We start from the raw sequence: 21,924 nt of genomic DNA on the forward strand, positions 1-21,924 counted from the left end.
TGTCTATGAAATATAAACTTGTGCTTGCTGTCGGCCACGAGCAGATTACTGATCAAATCAAAAAATTTGACGAGGTAGAGGTGGTTGAGGAAAATGGTGATATTGAAATCATAGAAGAGGTGATGGAATTTGTGGATGCAGATTTTGCAGTCATCAATACGATGCTTTCAGCGGAAAAGAGCCTTCATTTTGCGCAAAGAGCGCAGCAAATGCAGGTGAAGGTAATTTGTATCGTCGCAGATTTTAAAATGGACAGGAAGCTGATTTTGAGCCTTGCAGGGTGTGGAGTCACAGCTTTTGTCCAAATTGATGAGCTTTACCGTATTCCAGAGTGCCTAGAAGCGTATCCAGAGCAGTTTGACTACCAGTTATTGCAGGATCATGCAGAGGAGGGCGAAACAGCGGGGGCGAAGTCTGCAGTACAAAAAAGGAAAACAACAGTGGCTGTCTTAGGAATCATGCCCAGGATTGGAACGACGACCCACGCACTGAGTCTTGCTAAATATCTCAATGATCGGGGATACAAGACGGCGTATATTGAACTTAATGGTTCTGATTATATCCGTCAGCTGGCAGCAACTTATACAGCTGCGGAGGAAGATGCTGCAGCAGGAAAAGTTACTTACGAAGGACTGGATATGTATTATGATCCCGGCAGCGTTCCCAAAGCGCTTAGATTGCCGTATTTGTTTTATATTTACGACTTCGGGGATATTCATGGGCTGAGGTCGCGAGAACAGATTACTTGGCTGGAGAAGGATATTAAAGTGCTGGTTGCAGGCACAAAACCAAATGAAATTGATCAATTCCAGTACGCTGTAAAGCAGGTCTACAATCAGAACACTAAGTATCTGTTTAATTTCTGTAGTCAAGCAGAGCAGCATGATGTCAAAGTAAGGATGGGAAGTAGGACGGACGCAACTTATTTTGCATCCTGGCTTCCAGATCCGTTTGCGACGGTGGATGAAAATGTCTATTTAGCGGAAATGATGGCTGATGCTTTGGCAAAAGCGGGAGATGTAACCGAATCAGTAAAAGAATCAAAAGCACAGAAAAGCGGATTTTGGAGGAGGAAGCGATGAAATTCCAAAAAGGGTTTGTTGAAGAATACGAGGATCAGTTGCAAGAGGAAAAAACACAACAGGCATTGAGGCAAAAGTATGATGTGGGGAGCGATAAGACTGTCAACATTGTAAAACTGTCCCCATGGCAATTCCTGATTGAAAAGGCAGGGAATTGGGGAAGGAAATTGATGGCTATTATCTTTTTGCTTTTTTTCTCGATTGGAGTGCTGGCAATGCTTTATCCTAAGCCGCGTGCCGAGATGCTGATTCTATTTCATGAGATATTAGATGAGGTAACGGCATATTTGCCGGATTTTTTGGTGTTTTGGGATTAGGAATATAATTAAGAGACATATATCAATAGAAGAGTTGTGTACAGAGGGAAGTTTATATGAAAATGGAGGCGAATTGGATATTGATATTTTGTATGACAGTTAGTATACTATTAGTTATAACTGTAGTATTAGCTGTTAAAATGAAAAAGGTGTGTAGGCTGGACTCTAACAAAGATGAAGAGATTGCATACCTTCGACTTACAGTCCAGCATTTAAGAGGTAAATAGAATTATGGTAATCCCACAAAGAACTCGAGTAGAACTTCGGCCAAAGGAGTTGGCATTGAAGATTAAAGATTTTGGTTGTTATCGTATTACGGTTTCATTAGATGAAGAAAACTTTCTCATGTTTAATTATCCTTATGATGAAAGTATGGAGAATACTATAATAATTGAAAATTTTGAAGGCGACTTATTATTTGCAGAGCAATATAACTGTGGATACGGCGGACATAGTCCAGGAAAAACAGAGGAATTGTTAAAGGCTCTTGGTATAGAAGATTACGAGGCTGAGAGATTGAAATGGCTAGATGGTTTCCAAATTTCCTTTAATCGGGATGGCATTTATGAACCAGAGAATAATATAGAAAATGTTCCATTCAGAAGGTTTAGTGATAAAATTGATTTATCAAATGCAAACACCGTTTGTAATATGAAAAAAAGGCAATTGTATTTTATGGAACCAAAGAAAAAAGATTTTACAACTTTGCTTCGTACATTAGATCTTCTCGAAATTGATGGATTAAAAGCATATATAGGAAAAGACAATACTCCGTATTATGATTTTAGCATACCTTATCTTTCGCCGGAATTGCAAAAACAAGAAGCAATGTTGAAAGGTCCATTTATTGTATTTGAGGCGAGACCGTTTGATGTAATTTGTTTTGTTGGGACAAAAGCTCCTGCTAGTATTATAAATACGTTGACATTGTATATACTTGGATACCCGTTACTGCAAGAAGAGAACTTAGGCGAATACATTGTACTAGAGAGCGTAAGGAATTACAATAAGTCAAGGATAAAAAGGTGGGCAAAGGCTTTGAAAGAGTCGAAAGACATTTATTTATCAATCAAGGCGAGACCCTAGTTCGCAGGAGGTAGAAATATGGATTCCCTCGGAACTGCATTATTAAGCATCCTACTCTCGGTGTTGGCAAGCATAGTGACTACAAGAGTTTTAAACAGCAAACTTTATTTTACATTTCACAGAGGAAAATTGCTAGAGGACTTAATTCTTAGGGGTGATATTCAGGTACGCAGCAGTACAATATCTTCACCTGCTGATTGGGAAAATTTTGATTATCAGAATTGCTATTATTTTACTATTTCAAAAAATAGTCCAGTTAAAATTTGTAATCTCAGCGAGTGCAAAGAGATTGATTTCTATAAAAGGTATAGATACATACATGTACGAAACAACTCCTCATTATGCATTTTAATTGCGGAGCTCCATTTGAAAAATGGAGTAACTCAAAATTTATATGATTGGTCTTCTGTAGAGATGGAACCGAGTCAAAACTGTGGCTTGATAATTGATAGCTATGACGATGTGACTGAGCTAACTATAGACTATAACGGTAGAGATATCCATTATGCGATTACTGATAAAAAAGGTTATGCTACATGCAAAATACAGAAGAGAAGAAGGAACCATAAGAAGGTTCGAGAGGTTATTGTTGCGAATGAAATTTTACCTGAGCAGGCAAATGCCCATCTAGAAAGTGAGCAAAAATTTAAAAAAAGTTAGGAAAATAGTTGATTTTCACTCATTATACAACCACAATGAAGATGATTATAGTTTTCTATATTATGAATTGAGAAAATAGGCAATGATAAAAATAAAACCATACCTAGAGAACGAAAGGAGACCACATATGAAGAAAGTAATTACAATGATGATGACAATCGCCATGATTTTTTCTTTGGCGGTTCCAGCGTTTGCAGATGATGCAGCAGCTGGAGTTGAAGCAGCTATTACAAAACCTGCGAAAGTAGAAACTCTAAAGGTAAGTAAGAATACTTATAAGAGCTTAAAGGTGTCTTGGCAGCCAGTAGATGGTGCAGAGAGTTATCAGGTTTATAGAAGCACAACCGGAAAAACCGGCAGCTTTGTTCTGAAGAAGGCAACAACAGGTACTACTTATACAAATACCGGTCTTACTACCGGCAAAACCTATTATTATAAAGTCAGAGCGGTAAACAGCGCTGGCAAAGGCAGCTTTTCTGCTGTTAAGAGCAACAAGGTGGCTCCTGCTACTGTGAAAGTCGAAAAAGTCAGCTGCCCAAAAGACTATCAGGTCAAGGTCGCATGGAACAAGGTCTCTGGCGCATCTGGCTATCAGGTATACCGTAGCCAGAAGGGGAAAGATAATTGGAAACTGTTTAAATCCGTAAGCAGTAAGACCACTGCTGTAACCGACAAAATGGTCGGTAAAATGGAATATGACAGCAAAGGTCGCAAGGTTGGATATGACTACAGTGACTTAGATAAGTTTTGGGAATACAAGGTGCGCGCCTACAGAACTGTTAATGGCAAAAAGGTCTATGGTAACTTCTCTAAGGTATGCCAGTGGACTCCTGACTGGACTATTGAGGAAATCTACGACTGGGCATGGAAATATGTCGAGGCAATGGAATTTCCAATTTACGAATACATTGAGGGAAAGGAAAATCCTGATAGACATGATTCCTACCTATGGCCAAAGAAAGATGGTACAGTTTATCATTGGAAGCATATAGTTGGCTGGACAACAGATGAAACTGTCTGGGGAGATGAAGCCTTTATCTTCACAAATCCTGCTAATGGAGCCACAGAAAAGCCTTCAGATTTTGTAAAAGCTACCCCTGATAATATGAACTGGGGAACGATGTGGCCAATGAAAATCAGTCCATATATGACAAAATATAGAATTAAAAATACCATCAAAAGGAAATTGGATTACTATATTCCAAGGCTCTCGGAAGCAAATCCGATTTATTGGGACCCAATTTGGAATGAATGGTCGGATGAGTCATCGTTATTTACCATATACTACGAAAAATACGGTATCGGCTACAAGTTCTGGCAGTTGTGGTAAAATAGCAATTCACTAAATTCTGGTTTGCCTCCAGAAATAGAGACGAATAGGACCCGTCAAGCATTATGTTTGGCGGGTTCATTTGTTCTCGTCTAAATTCGGTAATGGCATATTATCAAGAAGCCCGTAAAATCCCTTGATTTAGCTATAGGGAGTGTCAAAACAACTGAATAAAAAAGCGCAAGAGAAGATTGTACAGTCTTCTCTTTTTTATTTGTGAAATTAACTAAAATTGAAATAGATTTATAAATCCTTTCACTCCTTTCATAAGACTAACAAGGAGGCGTGCTGCTGCCTCCTTGCGTAGTCGAAACAGGAGAAAAAGAAAATTCAACAGCGTTTTTCTTAGAAAGAGGCTGTTTTAATATATATACAAAATTTATAAAAAGGAGGAACGATATGAATTTATCGAAAAACAGAGGATTGAGAAAAGCCATTATGCTTTTTCTCGCATTTGCAGTACTGTTATCGTACTTTCCAAAAGATGCCTTTGCAGCGGAATGGAATCCTGGAAAAAGAGTGATTTTCGTGGAAGGCGACACTTTAAAAGGCAGCGATAGCAACTCTCGTGGTAATAAATACTTTTATCACAGCAGTAAGTTATACACCAATCGCTGGCCGTCAAATGATGGAAAACGCTGGCTTACAGAAAACTGCTATGCGTTGCAAACACCAATGCACAGCTATATCGTGAAACCAACTTCCGGAGGGGCCGGAAAAGAAGCATACTGCGTAGAGCAGAATGTCGCATTGCCATCCAGCGGAAATAAGAAATATGTCGGAGAAAAGTGGGAAGAAAGCCCATTCATCGGCGATTTGTATTCAGAAAATGTTCAAAACGGTATCGCCTTGGCACTGCTTTATGGTAAACAGTCAGACTCTAAAACATCAGACATCGAGAAGATTCTTGGTGTAAAGGGAGCCAACAAGGATGACTGGTACACTGCTACGCAGACGATTATCTGGGAATATCAGCAGGGGCTGAGACAAACCGCCGGCGGCGGCACAAAGTCCTACGGCAAAACTTCTCCGGACTTCTTTTATTCCACAGTTAGAGGCAGAAAGGCTGGTGAGATATATAAGGCTATGCTGAAGGCTATGGCTCTTCACGAAGATACTCCTTCATTTACCAAAAAAATATTAAAACAAGTTAAGAGTTCTATTTCTATGGAGCTTTGCGAGGACGGCGTTTACCGTTCGGTAAACCCTGCATATGCAAATAGGACGGAAGAAGAAAAAGAAACTCTGCGTCAAAAGAGCGATTACTATGTAATCACTGATACTAAAGGTCTTAACCAGAATCTTCGTGTTATGAGCAATTTAGACGAAAGCAGCAATTCTGAACGGAAGAAAATCAAGTTTGTTAAAAAGGGTACAAACAAATATACCATCGAGGCAACTTCTGACCCATCCGAATGGGATGGAAAAGTGCTTCGTGGCAAAAAAGATATACCAGAAGTAAACAGAGATGACCTTCTGGCGTGGTCATGTAACGATGGAGACCACTACCAGACGCTGGTTACCGGTGCTGACGACCCGGTGAATTTTTATTTTAAACTCGCCATTAAAGAATCCCCTGCAGCCGGAGAACCAGAAGAACCGCAGCTGCCGAGCTTTGAACTGGACGTAGAAAAGGTAGACAAAAATGCTGGTTTTGACGGTGATGATCACACCGGAATGGGCGATGCAGCGCTGGATGCAAGCATCAGCCTGTACTTAAATGGCGAAGAAATTGATAATAAGATTTTGGATGTAAACGGCTATAGTGATGAGCCGTTTTATTTTATGCCTTGGGAAGATGTATCGGAGCTTAACTACGAAAAAGTAGAGCATGAAGCTGATGAAGAAAAGGGAGAAGCAGCGTGGACAGAGCATATCTGGAAGGCAACTGCTACGGTAAAGACCGCAGAGACCGCAGTGCCTGACGGAAGATTCCCGGAAGCCAATAGTGAAAGAGATCATGGAACCATCACTTATTACGCACATTGTAAAGATGATGGTCCGATTGAGTATGAGATTACCTATGAGGGCGGCACTCTGACAGATGCTGCAGATATTAGCCCGGACAATCCGCAGCCAATGGTAGATGATAAAGATAGTAATGCCTTTACCAACGATAACTACCGTGGAAAACTCCAGATTGTAAAGACTATCAACGATCAGGACCCGTTCACCACCGGGGAAGATGGTGTAAAGACTTACTCCAAAACGTCCAAATGGACCATTCAGCTTGCTTCCGGCGGCTATGAAGATTGCCCTTACGTTAGAGTCGTAAAGGTAAATCCGGGCGAAGCTGGCTATGATGAATTTGCCAATACCTATAGAGTAGTTCGTGATAATAGCGGAACTCCGGCAGACCCAGATAATCCGCTTACTGTTTCCGGCAACGGACAGATTAAGGTTTTAGACCTGCCTTATGGTACTTATGAAATCAAGGAAATACAGGCTGATAAGAACGGTTACGTTTTGGAAACCTTTAACCGTACAGTAAGTGAAGACGGTCAGCTGATTTCCGTAGATGTAAATAATAAGGCGAAGACCAACAAGATTAAGGTTGTAAAAACTAATAGCGAGACCGGAAAGACTGTAAGATGGGACGCTGATAGAACCGCTTTCAGAATCCGCTATAAAGGAAATCCTGATTTAGCTGATCCAACAGAAGCAGAAAACTATAACCGTTATCTGCCAAACGGCGCAAGCTACGCAGATGCCAATAAGAACTATGTCTTCTATGCTAACAAGAACGGCGAAATCGTGCTGCCATATGAAATCGAATACGGCATTTACGAAATCGAAGAATTGGTAGTACCGGAAGGATATTATGTTGGCAGCTACGGAGAAGATGGCAAGGGAACAGTAGCAGATATGGGCGCTGTTGACGGAAAAGGAAATACCGTAACGCCGCCAAAATCCTTTGCAGAAACCGTGCAGATTACTGACAAAGATGGAAATCCTGTTAAGTACGAAGGCGACAATAAGGCAACATATAACACCTATCGCTTTAGCGTAACCGAGCAGGATGCTCATATGGAAGGCGAAGACTACATTACATACTATGCAGTCGTTGAAATGGCAAACAATCCGGTGAAAGGCAAAATTGAGATTACTAAAACCGGCGAAGGTCTTGCCGGCTGGAGCGTTGGCGATATCTGGAAGGCAATCTGGGATAAGATTACCTTAAAAGATACCAAGTTTGTGATTTACTCTGCAGAAGACATTGTGCAGTCTGACGGCGTAATCCCGGTAAAGGCATACACCGCAGATGGAAAAGCAGTATCTCTTACAGAGGTATCCAGAGACCAAGCAAACGTAAAAAATGCGAAAGCCGTATCTAAGTTCGCACTGGAAAGCGGCGAGACTATTTTACAAACCTCCTTTAAAGATATAGGGAATTTGAATCTGACGCTGACAGAATACCTTGTAAAAGCCCAGAACGGTGCTACTTACAAGGATTCCATCATTGTAAAAGACGATGAAACCAAGATGACATATAAATATACCGTGGAATATAAGCTGAACTACTCTAAGGGCGGCTATAACTACACGGATATCCATGTTGTAAAAGAAAGCATTGCTGACGACTATGTTGCAGAAATTGAAACGACTGAACCGGTCATGATGTCTGGAGACCTTGAAGTCGGCTTTTTAACCATGAACTATGATGGCGGTAACCGTGTTACCATGAATCCGCTGCCAGGCCAGGAAGAAAGCAGTAAAGACGAAGGCATTGGCACTTACGAAGCCTATGGCGAAGATGATATTATCGCTGAAATCGTGCTGCCAAAGAAGCCAGAACCGGTAATTGACGAAGAAACCGGAAAGCAGAAAGTAGATGAGGAAGGAAATCCTGTCTATACTGTTCCGATGGAAGTCGTAAGACCGGCCGGCTGGACCGATGTGAAAGATGAAGACGGAAAGATTTCTGACGACTGCTATATGGTCGAAAAAGATGGAAAGTACCAAATCTTAGTTAAGGATAATGGTAAAACCAGATGGATTCCTTGCGATAAGGACAGAAACTTCTACAAGTCTTACAAGCAGGAATATGACGTGACACTCGCCCAGCACTATAACAGCAAGGACGGATTCACTTTTAACTGGGATGACGTTTTAAAGCTGGAGGCAAGCCTTGATGCAGACAAGGAAGAAACAACTACCGTAATCACAGGGGCTGATAAATCCGCACCGGAAATCACGGAATCTACGGTTTACTCTCATGTGACAGAAGGTAATGTGGCTACATTTACCGGAAAGCCGATGGACGAGGCTCCAATCTATTTCCTGACTCACGATGGAATCAGGACTGAAATGTTCCTCTCCGGCGGACTGACCCACACCAAGGTGACTGTAAGCCAGAGCCAGCTGTTTAATTTTAACCACGTTCTTCCGATGGTAGAATGGTTTGATGGTGATGATTTTGCGGAAATCGAATGGTTTGACAAACTGACGCCGGAAAGTGACCAGTTTGAGAAAACCATCAATGAGAACAACTATGTTAAGGCAACTCGCCACGAGGCAGGTAAAGATGATAAAGAGCCGTATTACACCATCGACATTACATCTAATAATGCTGACAGTGAAAAAGGCTTTAGAATCACTTATCCAGACACTACAACCGCAGTGCCTGTTGTAACAGATAAGGGAGAGGGCGGCCAGCTGCTCTTTACAAGCTGCGATGACAGCATGATTTATCCAATCGGAAGTCCGGTTGAAACCATTACAACAAACCTGAAAGGCGTTGCTACATCCAGCAATCTGCCGCTTGGCGAATACTGGGTAAGAGAAGTATCTTCCACAAATGGCCATGTAAATAAAGGTGAATGGAAGAAGTTTGTTCTCGGCTATGAAGACCAGTACACACCGCTGGTTTGGGATACCGCTTCCTACGAAAACGAAGCTGTATCCGTTAAAATTGACCTCGAAAAGCTGTTTGAAACAGGCTATGGCAGCAAAAAATATGAAGCCGGTTCCGGCGCTGTCTTTGGTATCTATACAGCCGAGGAAATCGCAGCTGTAACTGACACTGAAAAGGATGTTGACGAGAAGACAATTCCGGCAGATACGCTGGTTGGAAAAATGGTAGTTGAAGACGGTCACGCAAAAGCGACCATCAAACTGCCGCTTGGAAAATACTACGTTAAGGAAATCTCTGCACCGGAAGGCTTTAAGCTGAACGGTACAAAATACCATTTTGACGCTGTAGACATCTTAACCGCAGACCAGATGAGTTTTGCATATGACGACCTTGGCATTACCGGTACTGTTTTACAGAACGGCCAGAATGGAGCAGCCATTGACTTTGATGTACTGAAACGCAATCCTGCTGTAAAAGTAGTAATTGACGGTACTGAATACACGATGGATCAGGCGGCTGCAAATGAAAATGTAACCGTAAGCGTAATGGATGGCCGCACCAATGTGCAGGTATTCATTGAAGATGGAAAGAACGCCGTAATCGAGTTTGAAAACGGCGCAAAAATGACTGTAAGTGCTGCGGGTCAGACTTATACCGCAGAACTTTCCGGAAAAGCTCCAACAACGCTGGAAGCTGGAGCAGAGGGCAGCGAGAACTTTGCAACGCTGACTGAAGACGGAAAAACAGTAGTAAAATACAGCCCGAAGGTAACAAAAACAAACTGGCTCTCCGAAGTAACTTACCTCTACGAGGAGCCAAAGAACACCGAAGCAGGTGAGGGCGGCTTTACTGCCATTCAGCCGGCAAATAAGGTACTGACTCTGATAAACCCGGAAGGAACTTCCGGTGTGACTGCATCTGTCGACTATGTATATGCAGCTGCAGAGCTGACTTGGCAGAAAGGCACAGTAACCAGCGTTACTGTAGATGATAAAGAGATTTCAGCATCTGACTATGCGGACGGCATCAAGCTGGAGAGAATCGTTACAGACGAAAAGAGCGGCGATACCAAAATCCAGTCTGCGAAAGCTATCGTAAACTTTGAGGACGGTACTACCTTTACTGTAACACTTGATAAATCGGGTCAGTTTAATATGGCAGCCTCCGGTACTGTAGAAAAAAATCTGGAAACAGAAAGCACGCTGGCTGTAGACGGAAAAGCCATTACAGAGGAATCTCTTGCAGGGATGAAGCTGATTGACTTTAAAAATACGACAGCTAAAACTTATGCAAGAAATAACACAAGTGCAGGGGTGCTGAATATCACTGTTAATAAGATTAAAAACGACAGACTGCCGGAAAACCCGGTTACACCACCGCCGACTCCGACTCCGGTAATTCCAAGCATTAAGACGACTGCGCTGGACAAAGAAACTGGAAGTCATTTTAGTTATGCTGATGGAAAGGTGACGCTGATAGATGAAATCAAGTATACTGGTTTAACTCCGGGGAAAACATACATCCCAAAAGGTGTACTGATGAATCCGGTAACAAAGAAGCCATATAAAGTGAATGGAAAAGAAATCACGGGAACTACCGTATTTATTCCGGAAACTTCAAATGGCAGTGTTTATGTAGAGTTCACCTTTGATGGAACTGATTTTGCTGGATTTACAGGTGTAATTTTTGAAGAATTATATCTGGATGGTCTGGATGGAGAGCTTGTCTGCGAACATAAAGATTTTGATGATGAGGAGCAGACAATCTACTTCCCAAGGTTGCAAACAACGGCCTCTCATACCGGCAAAAATCTTATCGAAGATGTAGTGGAATATGGACCGGTAAAAGAAGGCGAAGAGTTTACTGCAGTTGCCGTTCTCATGGATCCGATAACAAAGCAACCAGTTTATAATAATGGGAAAAAGGTAACATCTACATTGAACTTTACCGCAGATAAGCCAAATGGCAAGGTTACCGTGCCACTTTACTTTGACGAGGAGAAACTCGCTGGGAAGACAGTGGTAGTATTTGAAAGAATCTACTATAAAGGAAAACTGATTGGCAGTCACGAAGATTGGAATGATAAAAATCAGACTGTGAAGTTTAAAGAAAAGATTGGACTGGTGGAAATTGAACCACCGAAGGGTCCGGGACCTTACGATGATACAAGCATTACAGTTGAGACTATCACACCGAAGACTGGCGATACCGCAAATCTATTGATATGGATTGCCCTTGCTGTGATGGCAGTGCTTGCATTGTTTGAAATCTATCGCAAAATAAGGGCAAAAGAGAGAAAAGAATAAAAGAATATCCGTTATTACCCCCAGAGGGCAGCTTATCGCTGCCCTCTTTTGATTGGAGGAAACGAATTGAAAAAGAAAATCATCTTGCTGCTATGTTTTCTTTTGGCTTTAAACCTGTGCTGCACGAGCATCACATTTGCTGGTACTGCCAGCAGCAAAAAAACGATGTATGCAAAGCAGCAGACATGGATCTATAGCAGCGGACATCAAGAGGCAAAATATGCTGTCTGTCCTATAGGCAAAGGACAGCAAGTTAAAGTCGGAAAGAAGGTCTATGCTGTTACCAATGGAAAAAAGCACTACTATTATCAGACATCATATTTTAACAAAACCTTTTACATTCCGGCCGCAAAGCTGACGACGAAAAAGCCGAAAGAAGCATATTCGATGACTTACAGCTTTAGGGAGCTTTTGGTTACACCGAAACTATATTTGTATGCGTCACCGAGTCTTTCGTCTGCAAAAAGGCGAACAAGTGAGACCAGCATCTACACCATCGGTGAAACCAAAAACTGGTATGTAGTATTTGTAAGTGGAAAGCTAGGATATATCTCGAAAAAGTCATCCGCAATTAAGCAGATGAGTAAACCTACATACGTGCCGCTGCATATCGACAGTAAGGCTTATTCTGCCGCAGAGCAGAAACAGATTATGAACAGATTTTATGTGCAATATGCGCTTTTGCCGTCCTATATGAGAGATGGGCTCTTAAAACGAGATACAGAAATCTATATCCAAAAAAAACTAAAAGAACCGTTTGAGAGTAACGGCAATGCCGGCTACACCACAAGCAGCCCTACCAAGGCAACCATTTTCATAAAAGAATTTGAGAACTATAATTTAGAATTTTCTCTACATCATGAAGTTGGCCATGCATTAAGCAGGCATCTTTGGCCAGGCCAGAGCATCAATGAACTGGAATATCTGATACAGGAAAATAAAACACTGCAGCTTGGTTCATATTATGCAAGCAATGCAGCAGAATGGCTCGCTGAATGTATTGATATTCTGATTAAAGACCCAAATCAGCTGCAAGATAAGGCACCGATGACTTATCAGTTGTTGATGAATGAGGTTTTTAGCAATAATGACGAAGAAAGTCCATTACGTGCCGCCTAATCTGGCACGAAAAAATATATCTAACTATCAAAATTTAAAAACGAAAGGAAAAACAAAAATGAAAAAGAAAATGATCACAGCGCTGTGCGCACTTACGTTAACACTTGGTACTGCAGGAAGCTGCTTTGCAGCTGAAACAAATCCGCAGACTACGCAGGCATACATCAATGTCCCTGCCACCGCAATCGACTTTAGCGTAACTGAAGAAATCATCTTTGACGGTACTGCTGATTCTGCTGATTTAACTGCCAATGACTTGGAAGTTACCAACAACAGCAAAATCGGTGTTTTAACAGCTTCCATCGAAGTCACCGGCGATAATGGCTGGACAGTAGTGGCTGATTCCACCAATTTTGCAAGACTCGGCGCCAATGCAAAGAAAATCGGCATCATGGCAGCTGGTAGCCACGACATGTTCACAGGCGCATATACTGGCGCTGGAAACATCAATCCGCAGGACAAAGTAACTGTTGCGCTTGCTGGTAAAACCGGTAGAGTAACTGCTGCTCTGGACAAGGCTAAGGTTGCTAACTTCGTTACAACCGTTTCCGTCGTAGAAGAGTAATGGAAAGAGGTACAGAAAATGAAAAAGAAAATCTTATCTCTAATCTGCGTACTTAGCATGGTGCTTTGCTCCTCCGCGGTTGTTTTTGCTGATGACAGCAGCGTGGCTGCATATATGACTGTTCCGGCTACGGCGATTGACGTCTCCGTGACGGAATCAATTGACATGGCTGGTACTGCAAATGCTGTAGATTTAACAGTTGACAAAGTAACTGTTACCAATAACAGTGCAGCCGGTGTTGTTAAAATCGACAAAGTAGCTGCGACTGCAGCTACAGGCTGGACACTGGTAGATGCTGCAACAGATTTTAAGGCATTAAACGCCAACGCCAAAAAGTTGTCTTTAACACCGACACTGGGCAGCTCCACTTGGGACATTACTAAAACCTGCCCGTCATTTGCTGCAGTTGATAGCAATGTAGGCGCAGGCACATCAAAGGATATTACCTTTACAGGTAAAACTGGCGTTGTAACAACAGCCGTAGATCATGTACAGGCAGCCACTATCGTGGTTACTTTAAGCCTGGCATAATCCGTTATTACTATAAACAGAAAGGTGGTACGTAATGGAAAGTACAAACGAAAAGAGCAAAAAACAAAAAATACTGATTATAGTTTTACTCATCGCAGTTGCTTTAATGGGAGTAGGGCTATTTTTCGCCTTACACTCAAATGACCTTGAGACCAGCAAAACAGCTGTTATCGTACAGACAGACGAAGAACTGAACGATATGAGCAACGGACAGATAAGAATCCTTATCAATTCTGCGGTGCAGATTTACGAGGATACCATGCAAGACCTTGCTTTTGCTAATCTAAATGAAGACAGGCAGCTGCAGTGTAAAATTAAAGTGGGGGATACCTACGTTTATAATTCCGGCCTTGTGAAGTCCGGGGACATTATACAGGCGGATGTGGTGGATACCTCGGTTTTGCAAAAAGGAAAGAATCAAGCGACAGCTGAGATTTACAATTACAATATGGAGAATGAGTTAATTGGTCAAACCAATACCGTGATTGACCTTTATCTCAACGACTGATGAGCAGGGTGCCCCGACAGAGGCACCCTTTTTAAGAAAGGAGGTAAACGTGAAAAAGAAATCAAAGCGATGGTTATCAATTGCATTGACAGTCTCCATGCTTTTGGCAATGTCCGTTCCTGCTTTTGCCGAAGAGCCTGGCAGCCCTTTAGAGCAGATTCCACCTGATTCTGTACAGGAAGATATAGAAAAGCAAGAGCAGAATGAGTTGGAAGACAAAGATTTAGAAACAGCTATACAAGATGCAGCAGTATCTAAAGACGAGGAATCCGCAGAAGAAGCCACGATAGAGAAGCCTAAAAAGGCAGCTGCAAGAGCTGCAGTAGCTGATACTACGATTGTTCTTTATTCTAATGGCACATTAGTGATCAACGAACTGCCAGAAGACCGCAGCACGAATACATCCGCCTATGGTTCTGTTACCATTGAAGCCTCAAGCAGCAGTTTTAATGAGAATGGTGGAATAGACCCTCCATGGCGACAGTCTACGTGGAAGAAGAATCTCATTAAAAGCGTCAAATTTGGAAGTCTGACACAACCAACTTCCATGAAGGATTGGTTCAGGGATTGCTCAAATTTATCAAGTTTTGATTCAACGAATCTTGATACATCAAAAGTAAAAGACTTTAGTGGGCTATTTGCTTCGGCTGGCGGTAGTGCTCGGTCTTTCAGCATAAAAGGGCTTGAGAGTTGGGATACCAGCAGTGCAGAGACTACATCAAGTATGTTTGAGTCTAGTTATTTTGAGGTTCCTCAAGATAGTTTTGCAAACTGGAATCTGTCAAAGTTAACAGATGCAAGTCGGATGTTCTATTTTTACAGATCTGATGAGAAGAATATTGGAGAAATATCTCTTCCAGCCGGATGCAATTTGACCGAGTTTTTTGCAAGTGCATATAATATCGCTGCAACAGTTAAAATGCAAGGAGCACCTTCTGCATTTGATTCTGTATTCTTTGGCTGTGGGGGAAACGGTGAAATTACATTGATTCCGAGCAATGCTGAAGCAAAAGTCTGGTGCAAGAAGATGGTTGCACTTTATGGTCCGGCAGGAACAAAAAGTATCGCTAATTTACATTTGCCGGCAGAGCCGATGACTACTGTACTATATGCAGACGGGACCATGATCATAAATGAGATGGAATCGGACAGAGCATCTAATCTTAAAGAACACGGAGCGGTGCTGGCTGAGACAGATCCGCTTGACGCAGAAAATCAGGACAATCCACCATGGCGTACTGTGGAAGTGTTTGCAGAAAAAGCAAAATTTATTTACCTGGGCAGTCCGGTGATAGCAAAAACTATGGCAGAATGGTTTTCTGGTTTTACCAAATTGGAGTTGTTTGATTCAGAAAACCTGAACGCATCTAATGCACCAAATATGACAGGAATGTTCCGTAATACCGGAATCGAAAGCGAGGAAGGCTTGGAAGTAATTGGAATGAAAAACTGGCAGACTTATTCTCACAGTGAGAGAATAACGTCATATATGTTTGCTGGTGCTAAGGTGTCAGCCATTGATGATTTATCTGGCTGGATGATCGGAGAAGCCGATAGTATGTTTGAAGGACTTGTCGGAACACTTGATGCAGGCACGATTAATTTATACTATGGCAAGTCTTTTAAAAATTTCGCAGCAGATGCTGAAAATCTGATTACTGTGTTGAAGATTTATGCCATTCCGTCGAATTACGAGAATGCTTTTTTCAACGCAGCAACCGGCAAAACAGGTGACATTACATTGACATATGAATCCTACGCAAGCGACGATGTAAAGGACTGGTGTCAGCAGATGGTGGACTTATATGGGGCGTCCGGAACAGAGACACAAGGTGAAGTGCATCTGCCATATGCCAAAAAAACGGTTCTCTATGAGGACGGTACTCTTATTCTCAATGAATTGAGCAGAGACTCCACTGCAAATATAGAAAAGCACGGTGCTGTTAAAAAAGAATTTCCTGCCTGGGACGGTACAGAAAATGATTATGTTTTCGGTGACACCGGCGTGCCTTGGTTTAACTATCGCTATGATATCACTGCAGTTGAGGTAGGCAGTAAAATTTCACCTGTGGATACATCAAAATGGTTTTTTGAATGCCCTTATGCTGTTGCCGCAGAATTATCAAAGCTGGATATGTCAAATGTTACAAATGCCGATCAGATGTTTTACAATTTTGGCGGAAATGCTGCAGAGAAAGACATTGTAATTTCCGGGTTGGAAACTTGGGATACTGGCAAGCTGAAAAACATGCACGGAATGTTCATGTGGGTTGGCCAGTTTGCCAGAAGTGTGACGATTACAGGTTTCACAAATTGGGATACCAGCAGTGCCGAAGATACCAGTGAAATGTTCAATTTCACTGGCAGAAGCGCTAAGACGGTCAATCTTTCCGGCTTTGACGGATGGAATACCGGTAAAATTAAAACCACAGCGAAAATGTTCTATGGCCTTGGCTATGACGCTGTATCCGTTAGTCTTTCCGGCTTTGAAAACTGGGATACGGCAAGCCTTGAAAACGCGGAGAGTATGTTTGAGCAGTGTGCAAGCAGCGACAAGCAAGAGGTTGTGATGGATCTATCAAAATGGGACATCTCTAATGTCACTAACATGCGTAATATGTTCGCCAGCTTCAGAATTTCAGCAGAGAAAGTTACGCTTCTGGGACTTGATCATTGGAAGTTTAATAACAAAGCAATTTTGTCCAGCATGTTTGACATGTTGGGCATCACTGGCAGCACACCGTCAGTTTCAGAATACAACATCGGAACATTAACGATTCCCGGCGGTTGCGTCACTGATAATATGTTTCAGGGCGCGCATAATGTAAAAGGCACTCTGAAACTTGACGGTATGCCAGTTTCAGAATACGGCGGAGACATTAACCTTGCATGGCGTGCAAATACTGCCGGCGGCGCTTTGTATCTTGCCCCGACAGATGATGAAACCTTTGCTTTTGCGGAAGAAACAGTCTCTAAATATGGTCCGACAGGAAGCGAGTCGCAGGGTAATGTTTATCTTCTCAAGATGTTTGATTTTACTGTGTCTGAATCCATCATGATGACCGGAACCGCTAATTCTGCAGATTTAACGGTTACTGACCTAACAGTTGAAAACCTCGGTTCAAAGGCAATTACGGTCAGCAGCGTACAAGTGGACAGCATTTTGAACGGATGGGCACTTGCTGCAAACAGCATTGATTTTGCAGCACTCACAAAAGACAGTAAAAAGTTCTCACTGGTAATAGGCGGATTTGACTTGTCTAAAGGCGCATACACCGCCGGCGGCAGCATTTCTACCAATAACCAAAAAGTGTTTAACCTGACCGGTAAAACTGGCGCTGTAAGCACCGCTATAAACAAGCAGCAGATTGCAAATCTGGTTGTAACTGTAATAGCAGCGGAGTAAGGAGGGGAGAGTAGATGAAAAGAAAGAAAATGAGAAAACGCCTTATTGTGGCTTTGGTTCTGTCTATGATCATCGCTATTCCTGCCTGTGCATATGCGCAAAGCGCAAGTGCTGAGACCGGCGGTTATTTGACAATGCCGAGAAGCAAATTTAACTTTATCATACCAGAAGCCCTTGATGTCATAACGGAGGTTGTACCAAAATATGACGACAGCGGCGATATTACGACTACAACAACGCCGACTGTAAAGGACGATGATGGCACAAATAAAGTGAAAGAGGAAAATCAGCGCGAGCTGATCCGGCAGGCTGACATGTATGGCTCTGATGTTGTAGTCATTAAACCAACAGAAGATGATGACGACATTAGCACCAAAATATCCAGCTCCCTACTTGATGAAGTCGGTAAGCGCCCAGGCCTCGACCTGTCAGTCAATACTCCAATCGGCAAAATCGTGATTGATACCGATGGTGTTTTAGACCTGGCAGGCAAAGCTGGGCAGGACGACATTGTAATTACCCTCATTAGAGACAATACTCCGTCAGGCAAGGCAAAAGAGATTGCCGGCAAAGACGGGATTGTATACCGACTGATTATCACCATCGGCGGCAAAGAGATTGAGGCTATAAACGGTACAATCACGCTACTGTTAAAAGCCGATGGAAAACTGCTCGATGAGGAAATCATCGCAATCCATCTAAAGGATGGAAAAGGGCAGGAGCTTGCCAACAACCGCTATGACAAAGATGGCGGCAACTGGGTTACCGTGAAAACATCTTCCGCGGGTACGTATATTCTGACGCATAAAGATAACGGCACTGTTGTAAAGCCGGAGAAGCCTACAAAACCAGCTAAACCGAATAACGGCAACAATTCGGGAGAGATCAAACCAACCCAGGGAGGGCAGAATAATCAATCCGGTGGCACACCGCAAACAGGCGATGACTTTGACTTTTTTAAGTATTTGCTGATTCTGATTGCAGCTGGAAGCCTTCTGGCTGCGGTGAGAAAATTGGATAAATAATGAGAGACAAAAGGCAGCAGTAAGCTGCCTTTTGTAATATAAAAACCGGAGGTGATGAAATGAAGAGAAAGCGAGTGACGGTGCTATGCCTTATATTTCTGCTATCGCTTACATCAAGCGTTTATGCAGGGAGCATGACAACGAAGGCATGGACTATCACAACAGACCAGGCCTATGCAAATATCACCCTTGATGATCTCGGCAAAGGTGAGCTTGCCAATATGACTGCAGAAATTGATGAGGATGGCAGGACATATAAGGCAGTAAAAGTGACTGCAAATGTAGTAGGCAAAAGTGAGCCTGTTACAGTAAAAAAGACCTATACAAACCTTACCGACAAAAAGGTGCAGAACAGTATTACGAAATCAGGCGAAAAGCTGAAACTTGATGATGTAGAGTGGACAGAGCATCGCCGCAATGCTGCAACAGGTACACTTACCTATAAGGGAAGTGATAAAAGACCGGATGCTCCCAAGACAAAAGAAATTACGACATCTTTACCGGATGGAGGCGAAATATCCGTTGTTGGAAAGTTACAGGATATCAAGCAGACCGGTAGCAGTTATAGCAAGCCATTCACAGTGACTGCAAAGTTCATCGGTGATCCAGATGTCGCTTATTATAAGCTGGAAAACGCGAAAATCCCGAATAATCCAGAAACACCGACATTTGAAGGATATCAAGAAACTATTTTGCGGCATTTGAACTATAATCCGGCTGATTACCGCATTACCGATGGAAAATGGAAAGGCAATTATGTAACAGAAAATGGGCAAACTGTTCGATACGCAGAGTTTAGCGGATTACGGAAAGTGAGCGACTGGACGGCCTATTACGAAGAAGAGTTGACAGCAGATAGTCCGGCACTTGCTACTTATGATGCAGTAGCAACATATACCAACGGTATGAAAGATATCAGCTATGAAGTGATGGTAACTGTGGATTACGAAGAAGTGGGACTTTCGCTGTTACAGAAGGTATTGATTGTAACAGCGGGGATTGCAATATTGTCCATTATTATAGGGCTTATATTGATGATTCTAAAAAAGAAAATGGAAAAAAATAAGAATACTGTTCATTAAAAATTCAGGATAATCATTTGAGAAGAACACTGCTTTTATAGGAAAACTGAATATGTGGATTGATGTGGGGCCATTGCTCCAGATGTTTTAACGTCTGTTGTGATGGACCCTTTTTCGCTTTTTGCGTCAAACGTCAAAGAAGAGAGGTATAATCATGAAAGAAATAACTGAAATCTTGAGAACAGAAGGGATATTATCACAGGGCTTCGGCATCAGTCCTAAGATTCTTTACAGGGATCGACGTTTGTCGCCGGAAGCGAAAGCTATATATGGGTACATAGCGTCATTTGCTGGGAATGGAAATTCAGCATTTCCGAGTCGCGATATTATGCTGGAAGAGCTAGGGATGTCATCAAAGCGCTATTATAAACATTTTTCACTGTTGCAGCAATGCGGATATATTACTGTTACGAAACAGAGAGACAGGTATGGTTCTTTTGATCGAAATGTTTATACTCTTGTAAGTAATCCCGTTCCAGAGGAAGAGGATTTGCAGACAAATAGTGAGACGGAGCTATGCGGAGCAGCCGCAAGAGAACAGGTAGAATGTTCGGTGGGAGATGCGGCAGAGAGAAAACAAGCAAAACGAAGTAGAATCAATTACTCCGAATCGGGAAATTTCGAACAGCGGGGAAGACGGCAGGCGCCAATGCCTGAAACCGGAAGGGGCAACAGCTGGTTGCGTGAAGTCATGGCAATTGATGAGATTTCACAGCAGCAGCCAAACGACAAAAAGCATTTAGAGAAGATCTATATGGCAGCCACAGATATGGCGGATTCTGAGCAGATTAAGGTTGGAGGAACGATAAAGTCAAGAGAGCAGATAGCTGCAGTTTTGAACAATCTAAACGCAGATACAACAAGAACTGTACTTTTTAAATTTAAGAAAATATTAAATAATAAAGAATACAAAATTTATAATATGAGAAGTTTTTTGCAGACGTTGATTTGTAACAGCCCGTTTGAGATAGAGGATTTCCTGACATATCAGGATGCACAACGGCAGAAAGCAGAGGATGCAAAGAAAGATGAATGTGAACAGGCAGAAAAGACGAAGCGCTATGAGATTTTGGATGCGCATCCGGAGCTACGTACTCTTGAATCTGATTATACTGAGGTGATGCGCAGACTTACGAAAGTAATGTTAACTGATAATGCGGCGGAAAAAGAACAACTGATGAGAAAACGTGATGAAATAGATATTCGGCGTCGAACCTATTTGGAAGACCACGGACTGCCGGATATCGTTTGAGATGTGCTTTGAAAACGTGGAAAAATGACTGGGAACATTGGAGCGGATCCATGTGGTCAAAACGACCACGCGGTAAAAACGTTGAAATTTGTCCATGTAGTCAAAACGACCACGCGGTAAAAACGTTGAAATTCGTCCATGTAGTTAAAATGACCACACGGGCAAAAAATGCAAAAAACCCGCAAACCGTTGAAATGGGTCCATGTAGTCGTTTTGACCACACTAATATAAACAGTATATCTATATAGAATTACTAGAACTACAACAAAAAACTTTAATTACTAGAAAAACATCCTCAACAGTCAACGCGCGTGTGCGCGAAGTGAGGAAGGAGAGGGTGAATGGGATTCGGTTCTCAAAAATGCGGGCACAGATGCGAACTTTTATTTTGCGTTTTAAGCGATTTTATCGTCCTGGGCGAAAAGAGTATCGAAAAAGATGCCAAAAACGATCCTAGGTGCGATTTTGAGCCTTAGACAGACATACAAACGGAGGAGGAATATGGATAAGGTTTATGAAATGGCGGTAATCGAACTGGTCAGATTGCTGCGTATTGTGAAAAGGCAGCTGCTTTTGCTGCGCGGTGTGCCGATGAACCAGGAGGAAAGGAGAAAGCTGCTGAAAGCCATTGAAGCGGTGGAAGCGGAATTTGAGGTGTTCAGACTATGAATAATTTGTGTGAACGGAGTTGTGATATCTGTAATCTGCGTATGTATTGCCAAGGTTGTAGTCTATGTGAGATGCCTTTTTGCAAATTTGATTGTGAACAGTGCTTTTCTCTTTGCCCGCGACGAGGTTTC

Annotated in this window: 15 protein-coding genes; all 15 read left to right on the forward strand. The window is 42.3% G+C overall.

The annotated features are described in order from the left end of the window. The first annotated feature begins 5 nt into the window (after nucleotides 1-5). The 15 genes from D1155_RS09095 to D1155_RS09165 all read left to right on the forward strand — a co-directional run bounded on the left by D1155_RS09095 (nucleotide 6) and on the right by D1155_RS09165 (nucleotide 21,793). A complete protein-coding gene (locus tag D1155_RS09095; RefSeq protein ID WP_160202084.1) occupies nucleotides 6-1,082 on the forward strand; it encodes a hypothetical protein in 1,077 nt (358 codons plus the stop codon). Continuing rightward, nucleotides 1,079-1,399, forward strand: a complete 321-nt coding sequence (locus tag D1155_RS09100; protein WP_160202085.1) for a hypothetical protein — start codon at nucleotides 1,079-1,081, stop codon at nucleotides 1,397-1,399. The genes D1155_RS09095 and D1155_RS09100 overlap by 4 nt, the downstream gene beginning before the upstream one ends. A gap of 282 nt (nucleotides 1,400-1,681) precedes the next feature. Further along, nucleotides 1,682-2,485 carry a hypothetical protein gene (locus D1155_RS09105; RefSeq protein WP_160202086.1) on the forward strand — a complete coding sequence of 268 codons (804 nt, stop codon included), beginning with the start codon at nucleotides 1,682-1,684 and terminating at the stop codon, nucleotides 2,483-2,485. Between the two features lie 18 nt (nucleotides 2,486-2,503). Next, complete coding sequence (locus D1155_RS09110) at nucleotides 2,504-3,145, forward strand: hypothetical protein (RefSeq protein ID WP_160202087.1); 642 nt, start codon at nucleotides 2,504-2,506, stop codon at nucleotides 3,143-3,145. Nucleotides 3,146-3,272: 127 nt separating this feature from the next. Next, nucleotides 3,273-4,475, forward strand: a complete 1,203-nt coding sequence (locus D1155_RS09115; protein WP_160202088.1) for a fibronectin type III domain-containing protein — start codon at nucleotides 3,273-3,275, stop codon at nucleotides 4,473-4,475. Between the two features lie 399 nt (nucleotides 4,476-4,874). Then, nucleotides 4,875-11,636 (forward strand): VaFE repeat-containing surface-anchored protein, encoded by a 6,762-nt coding sequence (locus D1155_RS09120; protein ID WP_160202089.1) that lies wholly within the window; start codon nucleotides 4,875-4,877, stop codon nucleotides 11,634-11,636. A gap of 66 nt (nucleotides 11,637-11,702) precedes the next feature. Next, on the forward strand, nucleotides 11,703-12,755 hold the full coding sequence (locus D1155_RS09125) for a hypothetical protein (protein ID WP_160202090.1): 1,053 nt from the start codon (nucleotides 11,703-11,705) through the stop codon (nucleotides 12,753-12,755). 58 nt (nucleotides 12,756-12,813) lie between these two features. Beyond that, nucleotides 12,814-13,320, forward strand: coding sequence for a hypothetical protein (locus D1155_RS09130; RefSeq protein ID WP_160202091.1), 507 nt, complete (start codon nucleotides 12,814-12,816; stop codon nucleotides 13,318-13,320). Between the two features lie 18 nt (nucleotides 13,321-13,338). After that, on the forward strand, nucleotides 13,339-13,851 hold the full coding sequence (locus tag D1155_RS09135; protein ID WP_160202092.1) for a hypothetical protein: 513 nt from the start codon (nucleotides 13,339-13,341) through the stop codon (nucleotides 13,849-13,851). 34 nt (nucleotides 13,852-13,885) lie between these two features. Further along, complete coding sequence (locus D1155_RS09140; RefSeq protein ID WP_160202093.1) at nucleotides 13,886-14,359, forward strand: hypothetical protein; 474 nt, start codon at nucleotides 13,886-13,888, stop codon at nucleotides 14,357-14,359. Between the two features lie 49 nt (nucleotides 14,360-14,408). Beyond that, nucleotides 14,409-17,765 (forward strand): BspA family leucine-rich repeat surface protein, encoded by a 3,357-nt coding sequence (locus tag D1155_RS09145; protein ID WP_160202094.1) that lies wholly within the window; start codon nucleotides 14,409-14,411, stop codon nucleotides 17,763-17,765. A gap of 14 nt (nucleotides 17,766-17,779) precedes the next feature. Further along, a complete protein-coding gene (locus D1155_RS09150) occupies nucleotides 17,780-18,790 on the forward strand; it encodes a hypothetical protein (protein ID WP_160202095.1) in 1,011 nt (336 codons plus the stop codon). A gap of 59 nt (nucleotides 18,791-18,849) precedes the next feature. Then, entirely contained in the window at nucleotides 18,850-19,872 is a 1,023-nt protein-coding gene (locus D1155_RS09155) for a hypothetical protein (protein ID WP_160202096.1), read from the forward strand. A 154-nt stretch (nucleotides 19,873-20,026) separates the two neighbouring features. After that, nucleotides 20,027-21,124 (forward strand): helix-turn-helix domain-containing protein, encoded by a 1,098-nt coding sequence (locus D1155_RS09160; RefSeq protein WP_160202097.1) that lies wholly within the window; start codon nucleotides 20,027-20,029, stop codon nucleotides 21,122-21,124. A 501-nt stretch (nucleotides 21,125-21,625) separates the two neighbouring features. Beyond that, on the forward strand, nucleotides 21,626-21,793 hold the full coding sequence (locus D1155_RS09165; RefSeq protein WP_160202098.1) for a hypothetical protein: 168 nt from the start codon (nucleotides 21,626-21,628) through the stop codon (nucleotides 21,791-21,793). Nucleotides 21,794-21,924 lie beyond the last annotated feature (131 nt).

This window comes from Anaerotruncus sp. 80 (assembly GCF_009936115.1).
Classification (GTDB): domain Bacteria; phylum Bacillota; class Clostridia; order Peptostreptococcales; family Anaerovoracaceae; genus Senimuribacter; species Senimuribacter intestinalis.

What these genes read in the sequence shown, in the direction of transcription:
- D1155_RS09095 (WP_160202084.1), top strand. Translation starts at nt 6, where the DNA reads ATGAAATATAAACTTGTGCTTGCTGTCGGCCACGAGCAGATTACTGAT.
- D1155_RS09100 (WP_160202085.1), top strand. Translation starts at nt 1,079, where the DNA reads ATGAAATTCCAAAAAGGGTTTGTTGAAGAATACGAGGATCAGTTGCAA.
- D1155_RS09110 (WP_160202087.1), top strand. Translation starts at nt 2,504, where the DNA reads ATGGATTCCCTCGGAACTGCATTATTAAGCATCCTACTCTCGGTGTTG.
- D1155_RS09115 (WP_160202088.1), top strand. Translation starts at nt 3,273, where the DNA reads ATGAAGAAAGTAATTACAATGATGATGACAATCGCCATGATTTTTTCT.
- D1155_RS09120 (WP_160202089.1), top strand. Translation starts at nt 4,875, where the DNA reads ATGAATTTATCGAAAAACAGAGGATTGAGAAAAGCCATTATGCTTTTT.
- D1155_RS09130 (WP_160202091.1), top strand. Translation starts at nt 12,814, where the DNA reads ATGAAAAAGAAAATGATCACAGCGCTGTGCGCACTTACGTTAACACTT.
- D1155_RS09135 (WP_160202092.1), top strand. Translation starts at nt 13,339, where the DNA reads ATGAAAAAGAAAATCTTATCTCTAATCTGCGTACTTAGCATGGTGCTT.
- D1155_RS09140 (WP_160202093.1), top strand. Translation starts at nt 13,886, where the DNA reads ATGGAAAGTACAAACGAAAAGAGCAAAAAACAAAAAATACTGATTATA.
- D1155_RS09150 (WP_160202095.1), top strand. Translation starts at nt 17,780, where the DNA reads ATGAAAAGAAAGAAAATGAGAAAACGCCTTATTGTGGCTTTGGTTCTG.
- D1155_RS09155 (WP_160202096.1), top strand. Translation starts at nt 18,850, where the DNA reads ATGAAGAGAAAGCGAGTGACGGTGCTATGCCTTATATTTCTGCTATCG.
- D1155_RS09160 (WP_160202097.1), top strand. Translation starts at nt 20,027, where the DNA reads ATGAAAGAAATAACTGAAATCTTGAGAACAGAAGGGATATTATCACAG.
- D1155_RS09165 (WP_160202098.1), top strand. Translation starts at nt 21,626, where the DNA reads ATGGATAAGGTTTATGAAATGGCGGTAATCGAACTGGTCAGATTGCTG.